At 72.1% G+C, this 15954-nt stretch carries 14 protein-coding genes; 4 read left to right on the forward strand and 10 right to left on the reverse strand.

The window, feature by feature from the left end:
• Both EST54_RS17050 and EST54_RS17055 read left to right on the forward strand, forming a co-directional pair.
• A partial coding sequence (locus tag EST54_RS17050) for a DUF742 domain-containing protein (RefSeq protein ID WP_135789060.1) occupies positions 1-320 on the forward strand: 320 nt, incomplete at its 5' end.
• On the forward strand, positions 301-879 hold the full coding sequence (locus EST54_RS17055; protein WP_073447656.1) for a GTP-binding protein: 579 nt from the start codon (positions 301-303) through the stop codon (positions 877-879). The genes EST54_RS17050 and EST54_RS17055, both read left to right, overlap by 20 nt.
• A 251-nt stretch (positions 880-1130) precedes the next feature.
• On the opposite strand, the gene EST54_RS17060 is transcribed toward EST54_RS17055, so the two are convergent.
• The 4 genes from EST54_RS17060 to EST54_RS17075 all read right to left on the reverse strand — a co-directional run bounded on the left by EST54_RS17060 (position 1131) and on the right by EST54_RS17075 (position 6686).
• On the reverse strand, positions 1131-1787 hold the full coding sequence (locus tag EST54_RS17060; RefSeq protein ID WP_129248496.1) for a DUF4360 domain-containing protein: 657 nt from the start codon (positions 1785-1787) through the stop codon (positions 1131-1133).
• 355 nt (positions 1788-2142) lie between these two features.
• Positions 2143-2352, reverse strand: coding sequence for an acyl-CoA carboxylase epsilon subunit (locus EST54_RS17065; protein ID WP_129248497.1), 210 nt, complete (start codon positions 2350-2352; stop codon positions 2143-2145).
• A 55-nt stretch (positions 2353-2407) separates the two neighbouring features.
• Complete coding sequence (locus EST54_RS17070) at positions 2408-3991, reverse strand: acyl-CoA carboxylase subunit beta (protein ID WP_129248498.1); 1584 nt, start codon at positions 3989-3991, stop codon at positions 2408-2410.
• 232 nt (positions 3992-4223) lie between these two features.
• Entirely contained in the window at positions 4224-6686 is a 2463-nt protein-coding gene (locus EST54_RS17075) for a polysaccharide lyase 8 family protein (protein ID WP_174857450.1), read from the reverse strand.
• A gap of 242 nt (positions 6687-6928) precedes the next feature.
• On the opposite strand from EST54_RS17075, the gene EST54_RS17080 reads away from it, so the two are divergent.
• Positions 6929-7573: a YceI family protein gene (locus EST54_RS17080; RefSeq protein ID WP_129248499.1), complete on the forward strand. Its 645-nt coding sequence runs from the start codon at positions 6929-6931 to the stop codon at positions 7571-7573.
• An 87-nt stretch (positions 7574-7660) separates the two neighbouring features.
• Here the strand turns inward: EST54_RS17080 and cimA are convergent, their stop codons facing one another.
• Entirely contained in the window at positions 7661-9355 is a 1695-nt protein-coding gene (cimA, locus tag EST54_RS17085) for a citramalate synthase (protein WP_239012718.1), read from the reverse strand.
• A 282-nt stretch (positions 9356-9637) separates the two neighbouring features.
• The gene (locus EST54_RS17090; RefSeq protein WP_129248500.1) at positions 9638-10957 is read right to left on the reverse strand and encodes an MFS transporter; all 1320 of its coding nucleotides are present in this window, start codon (positions 10955-10957) and stop codon (positions 9638-9640) included.
• A 242-nt stretch (positions 10958-11199) separates the two neighbouring features.
• Here EST54_RS17090 and EST54_RS17095 point away from each other — a divergent pair, with 242 nt between their 5' ends.
• Positions 11200-11517 carry a hypothetical protein gene (locus tag EST54_RS17095; RefSeq protein ID WP_239012719.1) on the forward strand — a complete coding sequence of 106 codons (318 nt, stop codon included), beginning with the start codon at positions 11200-11202 and terminating at the stop codon, positions 11515-11517.
• 58 nt (positions 11518-11575) lie between these two features.
• On the opposite strand, the gene EST54_RS17100 is transcribed toward EST54_RS17095, so the two are convergent.
• Genes EST54_RS17100 through ureA form a run of 4 tightly spaced genes read right to left on the reverse strand, consistent with a single transcriptional unit; the run spans position 11576 to position 15708 of the window.
• Entirely contained in the window at positions 11576-12193 is a 618-nt protein-coding gene (locus EST54_RS17100; protein ID WP_129248501.1) for a TetR/AcrR family transcriptional regulator, read from the reverse strand.
• Between the two features lie 34 nt (positions 12194-12227).
• A complete protein-coding gene (locus EST54_RS17105; protein ID WP_129248502.1) occupies positions 12228-13268 on the reverse strand; it encodes an agmatine deiminase family protein in 1041 nt (346 codons plus the stop codon).
• Between the two features lie 44 nt (positions 13269-13312).
• Positions 13313-15007: an urease subunit alpha gene (locus EST54_RS17110; RefSeq protein WP_129248503.1), complete on the reverse strand. Its 1695-nt coding sequence runs from the start codon at positions 15005-15007 to the stop codon at positions 13313-13315.
• Entirely contained in the window at positions 15004-15708 is a 705-nt protein-coding gene (gene ureA, locus EST54_RS17115; RefSeq protein ID WP_129248504.1) for an urease subunit gamma, read from the reverse strand. Before ureA ends, EST54_RS17110 begins: the two co-directional genes overlap by 4 nt.
• Between the last annotated feature and the right edge of the window lie 246 nt (positions 15709-15954).

Below are 15954 nucleotides of genomic sequence, written 5' to 3' on the forward strand. Positions count from 1 at the left end.
ACGCCATGACCGGAGGCCGGACCCGGCCGCGCTACCAGCTCGCCATCGAGGCACTGGTCAGCACGACCGCCGACCCCTCCAAGATGCAGGGCCAGCTGCCGGAGCACCAGCGCATCTGCCACCTCTGCCGCGAGATCAAGTCCGTTGCCGAGATCTCCGCGCTACTCTCCATCCCCCTCGGCGTCGCCCGGATCCTCGTCGCCGACCTGGCGGAGGCCGGACTCGTCGCCATCCATCAGCCCGGCGGGGACGAGACCGCCGGCGGACAGCCAGATGTGACACTGCTCGAAAGGGTGCTCAGTGGACTTCGCAAGCTCTAGCGGTGCAGCCCGCTCCACCACCTCCGCGAAAATCGTGGTGGCGGGCGGCTTCGGCGTGGGCAAGACCACGTTCGTCGGGGCCGTCTCAGAGATCAACCCGCTGCGCACCGAAGCCGTGATGACCTCCGCCTCGGCGGGCATCGACGACCTCACGCACGCGCCGGACAAGACGACCACCACCGTGGCCATGGACTTCGGCCGGATCACCCTGGACCAGGACCTGATCCTGTACCTCTTCGGTACCCCCGGCCAGGACCGCTTCTGGTTCATGTGGGACGACCTGGTCCGCGGCGCCATCGGCGCCGTCGTCCTGGTCGACACCCGACGCCTCGCCGACTGCTTCCCCGCCGTCGACTACTTCGAGAACAGCGGACTGCCGTTCGTCATCGCCCTCAACGGCTTCGACGGCCACCAGCCGTACACGCCCGACGAGGTACGCGAGGCGCTCCAGATCGGCCCGGACGCGCCGATCATCACCACCGACGCCCGGCACCGCAGCGAGGCCAAGAGCGCCCTCATCACGCTCGTGGAACACGCGCTGATGGCCCGCCTGCGCTAGGCGCCCGCCTGCGCTGGGCGCCCGCCTGCGCTGGGCCGGCTCAGGCCGCGTCCGGGCGCTTCGGTGCCCGCAGCGTCGTACGACGAACGACCCCCACACCGGTCAGGTGCGGGGGCCTTCGTCGTTGCCGGCGTCCACGGGCGCTCAGGGGGGAGCCTGGCCGCCCTGCCGTCGGCCGGGCCGGCCCGGTGCACGCCCGGCCGCGGGGCCCGCACGCAGCCGCGTACGGGCCCGGGGCCGACGGGCCGGCCTCACTTGCGCGCGGGGCACTGCTTCCATGCGAAGTGGTACACGGTGTTGATGCTGCCGTCGGTGGAGTCCATGGCCATGTAGCTGGTGGACTTGGGGTCCGACGACTTGGCGTCCACCCGCATCTCGGTGTTGATGTTGAAGTAGCGCTCCTCGCCGCAGGGTGCGTAGACGAGCGCGTCGACACCGGTCTCGTCCGACGTCTGCCAGTTGGCGTCGTAGGGGCCGGTGAAGGTGTGGCTCTTACGGGCCGTCTGCTGCTGGCCCTGGAAGTAGTAGCCCGCCTGCTCCAGTCCCCTGGCGCCCTTGGCCAGGGAGGCGTAGCCGCGGTAGTCGGCCCGGGCGATCGCGTACGTGAACCCCTGCGGGACATGCACGTTCAAGGCGATCTGGCAGTTCTTGCGGGAGTCGGTCGGCTTGGTGCCGGCGCCGGCCTGGGCGAGGTATTCGCTGTACGTAACGGTGAAGGCGGTGTTGTCGGGGGCGATGGCCACGGCGGCGCTGCCGGGTCTGCAGCCCGAGCCGTTGACCGTGGCAACGGTGATCGTGATCTTTCCGGTCGGCGGTTCGTCGCCGAACCCTGCTGCGGCGGTGGGGGATGCCGATCCGGCGAGGAGCAACGATGCCACTGCGGCACCAGCACTGAGCCTGCTGAGCATGGGCTCTTTCCTTCCGGTCGTCCTGTGGCCCGCGGCGCGGAACATCAGGAGTGGAATGACGAGCGCATGCCAGCACGGGACGGGGCGCCTTGAACAGCTCTGCTCCCCAGGGTTGGGGTGAACCTACGCCTTGATTCGGACGCGAACTACCGAACCGGAACACCGTCGAACGAATGGTGACGAACGGTCAACGGCGGATACGACGCCACGTTCGCCGGCACGGGCACCCTGCTGCCCTCGTCCGCCCACGCCGGAGTCCATCACACCCCGAACCCGCGCCGCAGGCCGGTCCGGTGTACGCCGAGGGGCCCCGCACCCAGGTGCGGGGCCCCTTCATGTCATGCGTGCGTCTCGCTCAGCGCTGCCAGCTGGTCGCGCCGTGGAAGCCGCTCTGGCGCTCCAGGCGGCGCCAGCGGGCGGCGGTGGCGCGCGGACCGGCCGGGGTGGTGACCGCGGGCCGGTGGGCGGCGCGGGCGAGCAGGACCGCGGTCAGGGCGGCCAGCTCCTCCTCGCTGGCCTGGCCCTTCTCCACACGGATGGGGTTGGTGCGCTGGGCAGTGTTCACGGTCTTCTCTCCGTCGTCGCGGTGGCGTGGTGCCGGGTGCGGGTGCGGGGTGTGGTTACTGGGGCGGGTTGCCGTGCTTACGGGCCGGCAGGTCCGCGTGCTTGGTGCGCAGCATTTCCAGGGAGCGGATGAGCGTGTGGCGCGTCTCGGCGGGGTCGATGACGTCGTCGACCAGGCCGCGCTCGGCCGCGTAATAGGGGTGCATCAGCTCGGACTTGTACTCCTTGACCATGCGCACCCGCATGGCGTCGGAGTCGTCCGCCTCGGCGATCTGCTTGCGGAAGATGACGTTGGCGGCGCCCTCGGCACCCATCACCGCGATCTCGTTGGTGGGCCAGGCGTAGGTCAGGTCGGCGCCGATGGACTGCGAGTCCATGACGATGTAGGCGCCGCCGTAGGCCTTGCGCAGCACGATCGAGATCCGCGGGACGGTGGCGTTGCAGTAGGCGTACAGCAGCTTGGCGCCGTGCCGGATGATGCCGCCGTGCTCCTGGTCGACGCCGGGCAGGAAGCCGGGCACGTCGAGGAAGGTGACGATCGGGATGTTGAAGGCGTCGCACATCTGGACGAAGCGGGCGGCCTTCTCGGACGCCTCGATGTCCAGCACACCGGCCAGCGACTGCGGCTGGTTGGCGATGATGCCCACCACCCGGCCGTCGAGCCGGGTCAGCGCGCAGATGATGTTGGTCGCCCAGCGCTCGTGGACCTCCAGGTACTCGCCGTCGTCGACGATCTCCTCGATGACCTTGCGCATGTCGTACGGGCGGTTGCCGTCGGCCGGGACCAGGTCGAGCAGGGCGTCACCGGAGCGGTCGGCGGGGTCCTCGCAGGGCACCGACGGCGGGTTCTCCCGGTTGTTGGCCGGCAGCAGCGAGAGGAGGTAGCGGACCTCCTCCAGGCAGGTGACCTCGTCGTCGTAGGCGAAGTGGCACACGCCGGAGGTCTCGGCGTGGACGTCGGCGCCGCCGAGGCCGTTCTGGGTGATCTCCTCGCCGGTCACCGCGCGCACCACGTCGGGGCCGGTGATGAACATCTGCGAGGTCTCGCGGACCATGAAGACGAAGTCGGTCAGCGCCGGGGAGTAGGCCGCGCCGCCCGCGCACGGGCCGAGCATGACCGAGATCTGCGGGATGACACCCGAGGCCTTGGTGTTGCGCTGGAAGATGCCGCCGTAGCCGGCGAGCGCGGAGACACCCTCCTGGATCCGGGCGCCCGCGCCGTCGTTCAGCGACACCAGGGGCGCGCCGGCCTGGATGGCCATGTCCATGATCTTGTGGATCTTGGTGGCGTGGGCCTCGCCCAGCGCGCCGCCGAAGATCCGGAAGTCGTGCGCGTAGGTGAACACGGTCCGGCCGTGGACGGTGCCCCAGCCGGTGATCACGCCGTCGGTGTAGGGCTTCTTCGCCTCCAGGCCGAAGCCCGTCGCGCGGTGCCGCCGCAGCGGCTCGACCTCGTTGAACGAACCCTCGTCCAGCAGCAGCTCGATCCGCTCCCGCGCCGTCAGCTTGCCCTTGGCACGCTGCGCTTCGGTCGCCCGCTCGCTGGGTCCTCGCCTGACCTGCTCGCGGATGGCGTGCAACTCGGCGACGCGCCCGCGGGCGTCGTTGGCGCCGGCGGGCAGATCTTCGACAGTGGTCATGTATCGACGGTACGTGTGCGGGGCGTCCCGCACCGATGTCGGTTTCGTACAACGTCGCATGCGATTTGGTGGGCAGGCAGTACAGAACCGTGCTGTACGTGCCCCGCGTCCTGGCGCCCGTTCGGGTGGCGGGGCCGCGCCGGGTCTGTATGGGGCCGACAAATGTAGGAGTCTCACCAAACTGCGTGCCAGGAGGTGGCACGGCCGTGCGGCCCGTGCCCGTCCGGGCCGGTCAGCGCAGCCGGACCGTGCAGGTGTGAGTGGCGCAGGCGGTGCCGGGGGTCAGCCGCAGCCGGAGGGCGGGTCCGGCGGCCAGCACCTCGATCGCCGGGTCGTGGCCGAGCACCGCGCGCACCGGCCGTGACCAGGTGATCTCCAGAGTGTCCCCGGAGCGCTCCGGGGCGGCCACACACAGCCGCGCCGTCCGGCCGCCGCCGCCCGGCCACCGCCCCGACGGCCGCTCACGGACCAGCACGCTCGCCGGGCCACTGCTGGTGAGCGGCCCGGCACTGCCCGCGCGCCAGAAGTTCGCGGCCGTGACGCCGAGCGGGTGGACGGCGATCGCCTGCCGGCCGGCGTCATTGGCGAGCACCGTCAGCCAGCGCCGGTCGGCGGCGCGGGCGGCGAGGGTGCGGCGGGTGGCGCCCGGCATGAGGAGGTAGGCGTAGCCGGCGTCGGTGGGGTCGGTGCCGTGGTCGTGCCAAAGGGTGACATAGCGGCGGGTGAACGGGCGGGTGGAGGAGGTGGTGTTGATGTCGTGCCAGGAGCCGGTGCGGGCCTCGCGCAGCGTCGTCAGGGGCGCGCCGCCGGGGAAGACATAGCCGCCGTGCCCGGCGAGGTGGGCCCAGTGGGCGCGGCGGAAGGAGCGGGTCGCGCCGAGCGTGCCGGGCTGGCGTACCCCGTCGACGGTGAGCGCGGCGGTGCCCGCCCCGCCCAGGCGGCGGTTGTCGACGACGGTCTCGGCCGGCACCCCGTCGCGGGCGGTGATGCCCGCGCCCAGGCAGACCACGCAGTCCGCGAGCGCGAACCAGGACTTCTTGGCGGTGAGGGTGGAGGCAAGTCCGCGCAGGTCCTGTCCGATCGCGGCGAACTCCCCGTCCGTGGTGCCGCCGACCCAGCGTGCGGCGGGCTTGGGCTCGCCCCAGCCGCCGCCTTCGTTGTCGGCCAGCCGCTTGGTGGACACGGTCGTGCCGGGGAGCCGGTAGGGGTCGACAGTGGGCCAGAAGGCGTCCGTGTACTGGTCGCCGCCGAAATCCGCGCCCCACCAGGAGAGCATGCCGGCGCCGGTGTGCCAGCCGCGCGGGTTCTCGCCGTTGCCGTTCTCGTAGTACGTGATGCGGTCGGAGGCCATGGCCAGGCCGGCGGCCCAGCCGGGGCGGCGGTGGACGGCACGGTCCATGGCGGGGAAGAGCCGGTGGCCGACGGGTTCGGGCGCGGCCGGCACCGGGCTGTCGGCGATCCGGTGGAGGCGGGCGAGGTCGGCGACCGTGTACTGCCGGTCGGTCAGAACGGGCAGGACGCGGTCCCGGGCGGTCCAGCCCTTGATCATGGCGTGCCAGCGGGCCCGCTCCGCGGCGCTCGCGCCCTCGGCGAGCAGCGCGACGGCGGCGATCAGCGCATGCCCGTGGTAGTGGTCGCTGCGCATGATCTGCCGCTCGTCGCTGCGGAGGTAACCGCGGCTGACGGCCCGCCCGTTGACGCAGTCCATCATCAGTCCGTTGTGGAGCAGCGGGGCGTAGGCATGCTCGACGCTGTCGAGGACGAGCTGCCGCGCCGGGTCGGTGAGCTGCCAGGACGAGTCGCCGAGCAGGGTGAACAGCCGCCCCATGCCGTCCAGCAGGACAGCGCCGTAGGTGCCGGAGTAGGCGACCCAGGTGTGCTGGACGAAGGAGCCGTCGGCGTAGAGGCCGTCGCCCCGGGTGACGTAGGGGAAGACCGGGGAGAGGGCGTCGCGGGCCAGCGCGATCTTGGCGGGGGCGCGGCCGAGGACCCCGCGCAGGGCGACGACCCGGCACAGGTCGACGCGATTGGCGCCGGTGCTGGTGCCGGTGTAGTCGCCGAGCAGGGCGTCGGGGACGAAGTGGTCGACGGCGGCGAGGCAGCGCTCGCGCAGGGCCTCGGGCAGGCCGTCGGGCAGGTGCTCGTCGATGATCGCGAGGGTGTCGAGGAGGAGCCGGGGGCTGCCGATCTGCCATTCCCACCAGTTGCCGTAGCGGGTGGTGCCGGTGCGGTAGACGGTGGCTTCGAGGTGGCTCAGGCCGGTGAGGACGTCCTCGGCGAGGCCGCGGTCGCCGGTGTGGCCGGTGCCGGGCTGGGCGTAGGCCCGGGCCATGGTGGCGAGCCGGCCGTAGCTCTGGGTGATGCCGGACGGCGGGTCGTAGCGGCAGTCCGGCCAGAGCGAGTCCGCGGCCGGGCGCATGCCCGCCCGGAAGGTGCCGGCGAGCGCGCCGGTCTCCTGGAGGGCGGCGACGTACGGCGGGGCGGCGGGGTCGAAGCCGGTGCCGAGGGTGAGCGCGCACCAGCGGCCACGGAGGGCGGCGAACTCGTCACCGGCCACCGCGGCGGGCGCGGCCGGCCCGGGGAGGGCGGACGAGGGGCGGGCGGCGCGGCCGAGCACGCTCGCCGCGGCGGCGAGGAATCCTCGGCGTGACCAGACGGACGGCGACCAGACGGACGTGACGGAGGCAGGCGGCACGGTCGGTCCTCTCCATGGCGTCAACCGGTGTGTGGCGCTGCGCACTTGGGAGTTTCCGATGGTCTAGCACGGGCCGTCGCACAGCGGCAATGACCGCGCCGCAACGCCGCGGGCCACCCGCCCGGCGGAGCCCGGACCCGACAAGAGGTTGAATGTTGAACCAGATGGAGTTACGGTGGCATCTCGTTGAAGGTTAAACAACCTCGGCCCCGGGCCGGGACCACCGTCTTTGAGGAGGAGCCATGGCTCTGTTCCACCGCAAGCGCACCGCCGACACCGCCGACACCGGCACCACAGCCCCCGCCGCCACCGCTGCCGTCCTCGACGCGGACCCGGCGCTCGCCGCGCTGACCGGCGACTACACCATCGACCCGGCGCACAGCAGCATCGGCTTCACCGTCCGGCACGCCATGGTCACCAACGTCCGCGGCGCATTCGGCGACTACGAGGGCACGCTCCACCTCGACGGCGCCGACCCGTCCCGCTCCACCGCGTCCCTGGACGTCAAGATCGCGAGCATCGACACCGGGATCGCGGACCGCGACGGCCATCTGCGCAGCGCCGACTTCTTCGACGCCGAGACCTTCCCGCTGATGACCTTCCGCAGCACCGCCGCCGAGCAGGTGTCCGGTGACCGCTACCGCATCACCGGCGACCTCACCCTGCGCGACGTCACCAAGCCGCTCACCATCGACCTGGCGTTCCATGGCTCGGCCACCGACGTCTACGGCGCCGAGCGGGTCGGCTTCGAGGGCAGCGCCGAGATCCTGCGCTCCGACTGGGGCCTGACCTGGAACGCCGCGCTGGAGACCGGCGGGGTGATGGTCAGTGACAAGGTCAAGCTCTTCTTCGACATCTCCGCCGTCAAGGCAGCGCCGCAGGCCTGACCGAACGGCCCCGCCGCGACGGCGGCCCCGCACCGGCCCCTTCCCCCGGGCCCGTGCGGGGCCGCGGTCGTGCCGTGGCGGCGGCGCTCACTCCTGCGGCTCGACCCCGGCCCGCAGCAGCCCGTAGGCGTAGGCGTCCTCCAGCGCCTGCCAGGAGGCGGCGATGACGTTCTCGGCGACGCCGACCGTGGACCACTCGCCCTTGCCGTCACTGGTGGAGACCAGGACGCGGGTGATCGAGCCGGTGCCCAGGTCGCCCTCCAGGATGCGGACCTTGTAGTCCACCAGCTCCAAGCGGGCCAGCTGCGGGTAGATCCGCTCCAGGCCCACCCGCAGCGCCCGGTCCAGGGCGTTGACCGGGCCGTTGCCCTCGGCGGTGGCGACGATCCGCTCGCCCTTGGCCCACAGCTTCACGGTCGCCTCGTTGGCGTGCGAGCCGTCCGGGCGGTCCTCGACGATCGCCCGCCAGGACTCGACGCTGAAGTAGCGCACCGGCGTGCCCCGGACCTCTTCGCGCAGCAGCAGCTCGAAGGACGCGTCGGCGGCCTCGTACGTGTAGCCCGCCAGCTCACGCTCCTTGACCCGGTCCACGAGGCGGCCGACCAGCTCGCGGTCGCCGCTGAGATCGAAGCCCAGCTCCTTGCCCTTGAGCTCGATGGAGGCCCGGCCGGCCATGTCGGAGACCAGCATCCGCATGGTGTTGCCGACCAGCGCCGGATCGATGTGCTGGTAGAGGTCCGGGTCGACCTTGATGGCGGAGGCGTGCAGCCCGGCCTTGTGGGCGAAGGCGGAGACGCCGACGTAGGGCTGGTGGGTGGACGGGGTGAGGTTGACGACCTCGGCGATGGCGTGCGAGATCCGGGTGGTCTCGGCGAGCTTGCCCTCGGGCAGTACCTGGCGCCCGTACTTGAGCTCCAGGGCGGCGACGACCGGGAAGAGGTTGGAGTTGCCGACCCGCTCGCCGTAGCCGTTGGCGGTGCACTGGACGTGGGTGGCGCCGGCGTCCACCGCGGCCAGGGTGTTGGCGACCGCGCAGCCGGTGTCGTCCTGGGCGTGGATGCCCAGCCGCGCGCCGGTGTCCGCGAGGACGGTCCGGACGACCGCGGTGACCTGCGCCGGGAGCATCCCGCCGTTGGTGTCGCAGAGCACCACGACATCGGCGCCGGCCTCGCTCGCGGTGCGCACGACCTGCTTGGCGTAGACCGCGTCCAGCGCATAGCCGTCGAAGAAGTGCTCACAGTCGAGGAAGACCCGGCGGCCCTGGGCACGCAGGTGGGCGACGGTGTCCCGGACCATCGCGAGGTTCTCCTCCGGCGTGGTGCGCAGCGCCAGCTCCACGTGCCCGACATGGGACTTGGCGACCAGCGTGATCACCGGGGCCCCGGAGTCCAGGAGCGCGGCGACCTGCGGATCGTCCTCGACGCGCACCCCGGCCTTGCGGGTGGCGCCGAACGCGACCAGCTGGGCGTGCCGGAAGTCGATCTCCTCGCGGGCGCGCTGGAAGAACTCGGTGTCCCGGGGGTTGGCACCGGGCCAGCCGCCCTCGATGAAGCCCACGCCGAAGTCGTCGAGGTGCCGGGCGATGGTCAGCTTGTCGGCGACGGTGAGGTTGATGCCCTCGCGCTGCGCACCGTCGCGGAGCGTGGTGTCGAAGACGTGGAAGTCGTCGGACACCGCGCCGGCGGGGCGGGGGGCGGGCGACGGCTTCTGGGAGGGGCGCCGCGCAGCGGCCCCATTCGGGGTGGTGGCGGGCGACGGGTGGGCTTGAGGTGCGTCCGTCATGCTGGTCTGGCTCCTGTCGGGATCTCGGTCTACCGGAATAACCGGCTCCACCGCCCCTCCATGCTCCCTCGCGCTCCGCCTCCGGTGACGGGTGGGCCGGAAACGAAAAGACCCCTCGCGGGTGCGAGAGGTCTGCGCGCGGGTCTGGGACGACGGTGGCCACGCCGTACTCGGTTCGTACGGGGCGGTCACTGCGGACCGGCGCGCCTGCTGCCAATAATCATGGCGAACGAGAGCACGGGGGCAGTCTGGCACACGACCACCCCCGGTGCCCGGCCCGTCTCAGGATGCGAGCACGCGGGTGTCGCTGCCCTCGCCCGCGTCCTGCTTGCCGACCTGGTGCAGATCGATGGTGCGGGTCTCGCGCATCGTGACGTAGACGATCAGCGAGACGGCCGCGCAGCCGGCGACGTACCAGTAGTAGCCGGACTCGATGCCGCCGTTCTTGAACCACAGGGCGACGTACTCCGCGGTGCCGCCGAACAGCGCGTTGGCGATGGCGTACGGCAGGGCCACGCCCAGGGCGCGGATGCCGGTCGGGAACAGCTCGGCCTTCACGCAGGCGTTGATCGAGGTGTAGCCGGTGACCACGACCAGCGCGAGCATCGAGAGCCCCAGGGCCGGCCAGAAGCTGCCGGCGTGCTTCAGCAGCGTCATGATCGGCACGGTCAGGAAGGTCGAGCCGACCGCGAAGGTGATCAGCAGCGGCCGGCGGCCGATCCGGTCGGAGAGCTTTCCGGCCAGCGGCTGGAGGCACATGAAGAGGAACAGCGCGCAGAAGCTGACCAGCGAGGCGGTCGGCTTGTCCATGCCGGCGCTGCCGGAGAGGTACTTGGTGAGGTAGGTCGTGTACGTGTAGTAGGCGACCGTGCCGCCCATGGTGAGCGCGATGACCAGGAACGCCTCGCGCTTGTGGGCCAGCAGCGCCTTGAGGGTGCCGCGCGCGGGGTCGGCGTGGGCGCCCTCGTCCTCGGCGTACACCTCGGTCTCCAGCATGTTGCGCCGCAGATAGAAGACGACGGCGGCGCCCAGCGCACCGATGATGAACGGGATCCGCCAGGCCCAGCTGTGCAGCGCGTCCTCGGACAGGGTCCGCTGGAGCACGATCTGCAGCCCGAGGCCGAGCAGTTGTCCCGCGGTCATCGACACGTACTGGAAGCTGGAGGCGAAGCCGCGCCGCCCGGGGGCGGACGCCTCGGTGAGATAGGTGGCGCTGGCCGCGTACTCGCCGCCGACCGAGAGCCCCTGCAGCATCCGCGCGAGGAGCAGTACGGCCACCCCGCCGTAACCGGCGGTGCCGTACGTGGGCGCGACGGCGATCAGGATCGCCGAGGCGGACATCAGCGTGACGGTCAGCGTGAGTGCGGCCTTGCGGCCCTTGCGGTCGCCCACCCGGCCGAGCACCCAGCCGCCCACCGGTCGCATGAAGAAGCCGACGGCGAAGATCCCCATGGTGTTCATGAGGTTCGCGGTGTCGTTCCCCTTGGGGAAGAACGCATCGGCGAAGTAGACCGCGAAACTGGCGTAGACGAACCAGTCGAACCACTCGACCATGTTGCCGGCCGAGCCGACCCAGATCTTCTTCCATTGCTCTCGTCCCATAGCCGGTTACGGTCGCGGACCCGTGGGCCGTCGGCAAGGGCCACGGGGGCAACGATCCCGCGTACTTACGTGCGTTGTGGTCACGGGGCGGCAGGCGGCCGGGTCCCCGTACCGCGGCGGCGCGCCGCGGCGGTACGGCATAGGGTCGCCGTCGAGGCTGCCCGACGCGTGCCACCGCCGCGGTCGCCGCGTGAGGCCCGGGTCGTGCGCGAGAGTCGTACGAGAGAAGAGAAAGAAGCGAGATGTCCGAACCGCAACCGCAAGCAGGGCAACGGCCGATTCCCGCCAGCGCCGAGGAGGCGCTGGAGATCGGGCGGGGGCACTTCCCCCACGTCTGGCCGGACGGGGAAGTGCCGACGCTGCACGTCCACGAATTCGACATCGGTTATCTCGTGTACCCGGTGTTCCCGCCCAGGACGGACCCCACCGCCTATCCGCGTGATCCGGGCGGCTCGCACATCGTGATCTCCAAGACGGACGGCGCGGTCAGCGCGCTGCCGAACTACCCGCCGGAGCAGGCCGTCGAGATGTACCGCCGCCACTTCCTTCCGGGGGCGTAGCGGCCCGACCGGCCGGGCGTGGGGCGCCGCGGGCTCCCGCGGCGCCCGGCCCCGGCGGTCAGTCCCGCGGGACGGACAGCGACTCGTCGAAGAAGTCCCTGAGGTGGTCCAGGACGTGCTCCCGGTCCGTGCCCGGGAGGCCGACGACGAGGTGGGTGCCGAAGCCGTCGAGGAGGGCGCGGGTGCGGGTGGCGAAGCGTTCGGCGTCGACGGGCCGGAACTCGCCCTTCGAGACGCCCTCGACGAGCAGCGCCACCAGATCGCGGTGCCAGGCGAGCTCCAGGTCGAGCTGGCGCTCCCGGGTCTCGTCGTCGGCGTTCTGGGAGCGGTTCCACACCTCCAGCCACAGGGTCCAGCGCGGGTCGCGGTGGCCTTCGGGGAGGTAGAGACCTACCAGGGCGTCGAGGCGTTCGCGGGCCGGGATCCGGCGGGAGAGGGCGGCCCGGCGCTCGGTGCCGAGCTGCTCCTCGCTCCACTGGAGGGTCTGTACCAGCAGCTCGTCCTTGGTGCCGAAGTAGTAGAGGATGTGGCCGCTGCTCATCCCGACCTCGCGGCCCAGTCCGGCCATGGTCAGCCGGTCCAGGCCCTCCGCGGCGATGGTCGCCATCGCCGCGGCCAGGACCTGCTCGCGGGGCTGGTGGAGCCGGCGCCGGGGGCGGCGCGCGGGAGAGGGCACGGGGACCTCCGGGGTCGGCTGGGCGGGCCTGGGCTCAGGCCTTCGGCTGCTGCTGGGTGATGCAGTGGATGCCGCCACCCGCTGCGAAGATCGTACGGGCGTCCACGAGGGTCACCGTCCGGCCGGGGAAGAGCCGGCGGAAGAGCGCGGCCGCCTCCTCGTCGCGCGGGTCGTCGAAGCCGCACAGCACCACACCGTCGTTGCAGAGGTAGTGGTTGAGGTAGGAGTAGTCGACCGGCTCGCCGTCCGCCTCGATGACGGTCGGCGCGGGCACCTCCACGACCTCCAGCCGGCGCCCCCGGGCGTCGGTGGCGGCCCGCAGCAGCTTGACGGTCTCGGCGCAGATCGCGTGGTCGGGGTGGTCGGGGTCGGGCTGGGTGTGGACGAGGACGGTGCCGGGGCGGGCGAAGGCGGCCACGAGGTCGACATGGCCGCGGGTGCCGAACTGCCCGTAATCGGCGGCCAGTCCGCGCGGCAGCCAGATCGCCTTGGTGGTGCCCAGGTGGGCGTGGATCTCGGCTTCGACCTCCTGCTGCGTCCGGCCCGGGTTGCGGCCCGGGTCGAGCTGGACGGTCTCGGTGAGCAGGACGGTGCCCTCGCCGTCGATGTGGAGGCCGCCGCCCTCGTTGACCAGCGCGGAGGCGTAGCGGCGGGCGCCGGCCAGTGCGCAGACCTCCTCGCCGATCTTCTCGTCGAGGTCCCAGCGGGCCCATTCCTGGGCGCCCCAGCCGTTGAACACCCAGTCGGCGGCGGCGAGTCGGCCCTGTCCGTCGGTGAGGAAGGTCGGGCCGATGTCCCGCATCCAGGCGTCGTTGAGCGGGCGCTCGACGAGGTCGATGTCCGCGCCGAGGAGCGCCCGGGCTCCCTCGGAGTGGCCGGGGCCGACGACGACGGTGACCGGCTCGAAGCGGCGGACCGCGCGGGCGACGGCGGCCCAGGCCCGGCGGGCCGCGGCCAGGCCCTGGCTGCCCTCCTCGCCGAAGGTGCCGTTGGGGCCGGGCCAGGCCATCCAGGTGCGCTCGTGGCGGGCCCACTCGGGGGGCATCCGGAAGCCGTCGGCGGCAGGGGTGTTCATGCGGGGTCCTCTGGGGTCTGTAACGGTGTGACAGGCGGGCTGGTTCACAGGAAGTAGAGGCGGGAGAGCGAGACGGTGTCGGCCGGTGGTGAGCGCATCGGATCGCCGTCGAGAGTGACCAGTCCGCTGCGCCCGTCGACCTGCACCCGACCGACCCGGGAGTTGTGGACGAGGTCGCCGGGGCCGATCCCGCGGGTGCCGCGGACGGCGACCCGGCGGCGGCGGGTGGGCATCCGGTCCCCGCCCTGTTCGGCCGCGGCGCGCGCGACGAAGGCGACGGAGATCTCGGCGGGGGTCGCGCCGTACGCCCCGAACTGCGGCCCGAGCACCAGGGGTTCACAGGTGTCGGTGGCGGCGTTGGGGTCGCCGGTGACGCCGTAGGCGGGGAAGCCGGACTTCAGCACCAGCTGCGGCTTGGCGCCGAAGAACTGCGGCTTCCACAGCACGATGTCGGCCATCTTGCCGGCCTCGATGGACCCGATCTCGTGCGAAAGCCCGTGGGCGAGGGCGGGGTTGATGGTGAGCTTGGCGACGTAGCGCAGCACGCGGGCGTTGTCGTCATGCGCCCCGTCCCCCTCCAGGGGCCCGAGCTCGGCCTTCATCTTGCCGGCCATCGCGAAGGTACGGCGTACGGTCTCGCCCGCGCGGCCCATGCCCTGCGCGTCGGAGGAGGTGATGCCGATCGCCCCGAGGTCGTGCAGCACGTCCTCGGCGCCCATCGTGCCGGCCCGGATCCGGTCGCGGGCCATCGCGGCGTCGCCCGGCAGATCGGTCTTCAGGTCGTGGACCGAGACGATCATGCCGTAGTGCTCGGCGACCGCGTCCCGCCCGAAGGGAAGGGTGGGGTTGGTCGAGGAGCCGATGACGTTCGGGACGCCGGCCATCTTCAGGACGTTGGGGACGTGGCCGCCGCCGCAGCCCTCGATGTGGAAGGCGTGGATGGTGCGGCCGTCCAAGACGCGCAGGGTGTCCTCGACGGTGAGGCATTCGTTCAGGCCGTCGCTGTGCAGCGCGACCTGGACGTCGTGGTCCTCGGCGACCCGCAGCGCGGTGTCCAGGGCACGGGCGTGCGCCCCCATGTCCTCGTGCACCTTGAAGCCGCAGGCGCCGCCCTCGGCGAGCGCCTCGACCAGCGGGGCCTGGCCCGAGGACGAGCCGCGGCCGAGGAAGCCGATGTTGACCGGCCAGGCGTCGAAGGCGCCGAAGGCATGGCCCAGCGCCCAGGGCGAGTTGACGCCGACGCCCCACACCGGACCGAATTCCTGGCCGATGATCGTGGTCACGCCGGAGGCCAGCGAGGCTTCCATGACGCGCGGCGAGAGCAGATGGACGTGGGTGTCGACGGCGCCCGCGGTGGCGATCATGCCCTCGCCGGAGACGATCGAGGTGCCGGTGCCGACGACGACGTCGACGCCGTCGAGGGTGTCGGGGTTGCCGGCCCGCCCTATCGCGTGGATCCGGCCCTCGCGGATGCCGATGGACACCTTGCGGATGCCCTGCACCGCGTCGATGACCAGCACGTTGCTGATCACCACATCGCAGGTCTCGCGGACCGCGGCGGCCTTGAGGTGCAGCCCGTCGCGGGCGGTCTTGCCGAAGCCGGCCAGGAACTCGTCGCCGGGCTTCTGGGCGTCGGACTCGACCCGGACGACCAGGCCGGTGTCGCCGAGCACGACCCGGTCACCGGCCCGCGGGCCGTGCACCGACGCGTACTCGTGGGGATCGATGCCGCCCGTCATGCCTGCTCCTCCGCTCCCAGGTAGCCGCAGGCGGCGGCCCGCCGCAGCGCTTCGGTCCTCGCGCCCGGTGCGTCCAGCGGGCCGTCGACGAGGCCGGCGAAGCCGATCGCGATCCGGTCGCCGCCGATCGGGACCAAACCGACCTCCGAGCCGCCGCCGGGGTCGAACCGCACCGACGAGCCGGCCGGGACGCACAGCCGCATGCCGTACGCGGCCGCGCGGTCGAAGTCCAGCCGGGGGTTGGCCTCGAAGAAGTGGAAGTGCGAGGTGACGCTGATCGGCACCGTCGCGGTGTTGCGCACCGGCAGCACGACCGCGGGCACGGGCGCCGGGCCGGCCGGGCCGGGCAGCACCGCGCCGGGTGCGGGCCGCTCGTCGCCGCGGCCGGACGCGGGGCCGGCCCCGATCGGGTCGCTGACCACCGCGAGCCGGGAGCCGTCGTCGAAGACGGCCTCCACATGCACCTCGGTGACGACCTCGGCCACGCCCGGCAGTACATCGTCCGGGCCGAGCACGGCGCGGGCGGCCTCGATGGCACCCGCGAGGCGGCGCCCGTCCCGCGCCGCCTCGCAGACCGTGTCCGCGATCAACGCGGTCGCCTCGGGCACATTCAGCTTCAGCCCGCGGGCCCGGCGGGCCCGTGCCAGTTCGGCCGCGCCGAACAGCAGCAGCCGGTCGCGTTCCGTCGGGGTCAACCGCATCCCGTCACACCTCCGCTCGATTAGAGCGACACTCTAACCACGAAAATCGGCAATGCGAAAGCATTGACCGATGATAAAGGGATGAGCGACATTGAGCGCTGTTCTAGAGATGCGGCCGCGATAGAGCGCTGCTCTAAATGATCTCGGCACGCGGAGCGCCCCGCGCGCTCGGCGTCCGCGGCGCGGAGCACCGCGCCCTCGCACGGCGTCGACAGCGCGCCGCACCGCCCACACACTGTTGTCCGG

The sequence above is a fragment of the Streptomyces sioyaensis genome, from assembly GCF_004122735.1.
GTDB classification, from domain to species: Bacteria; Actinomycetota; Actinomycetes; order Streptomycetales; family Streptomycetaceae; genus Streptomyces; species Streptomyces sioyaensis.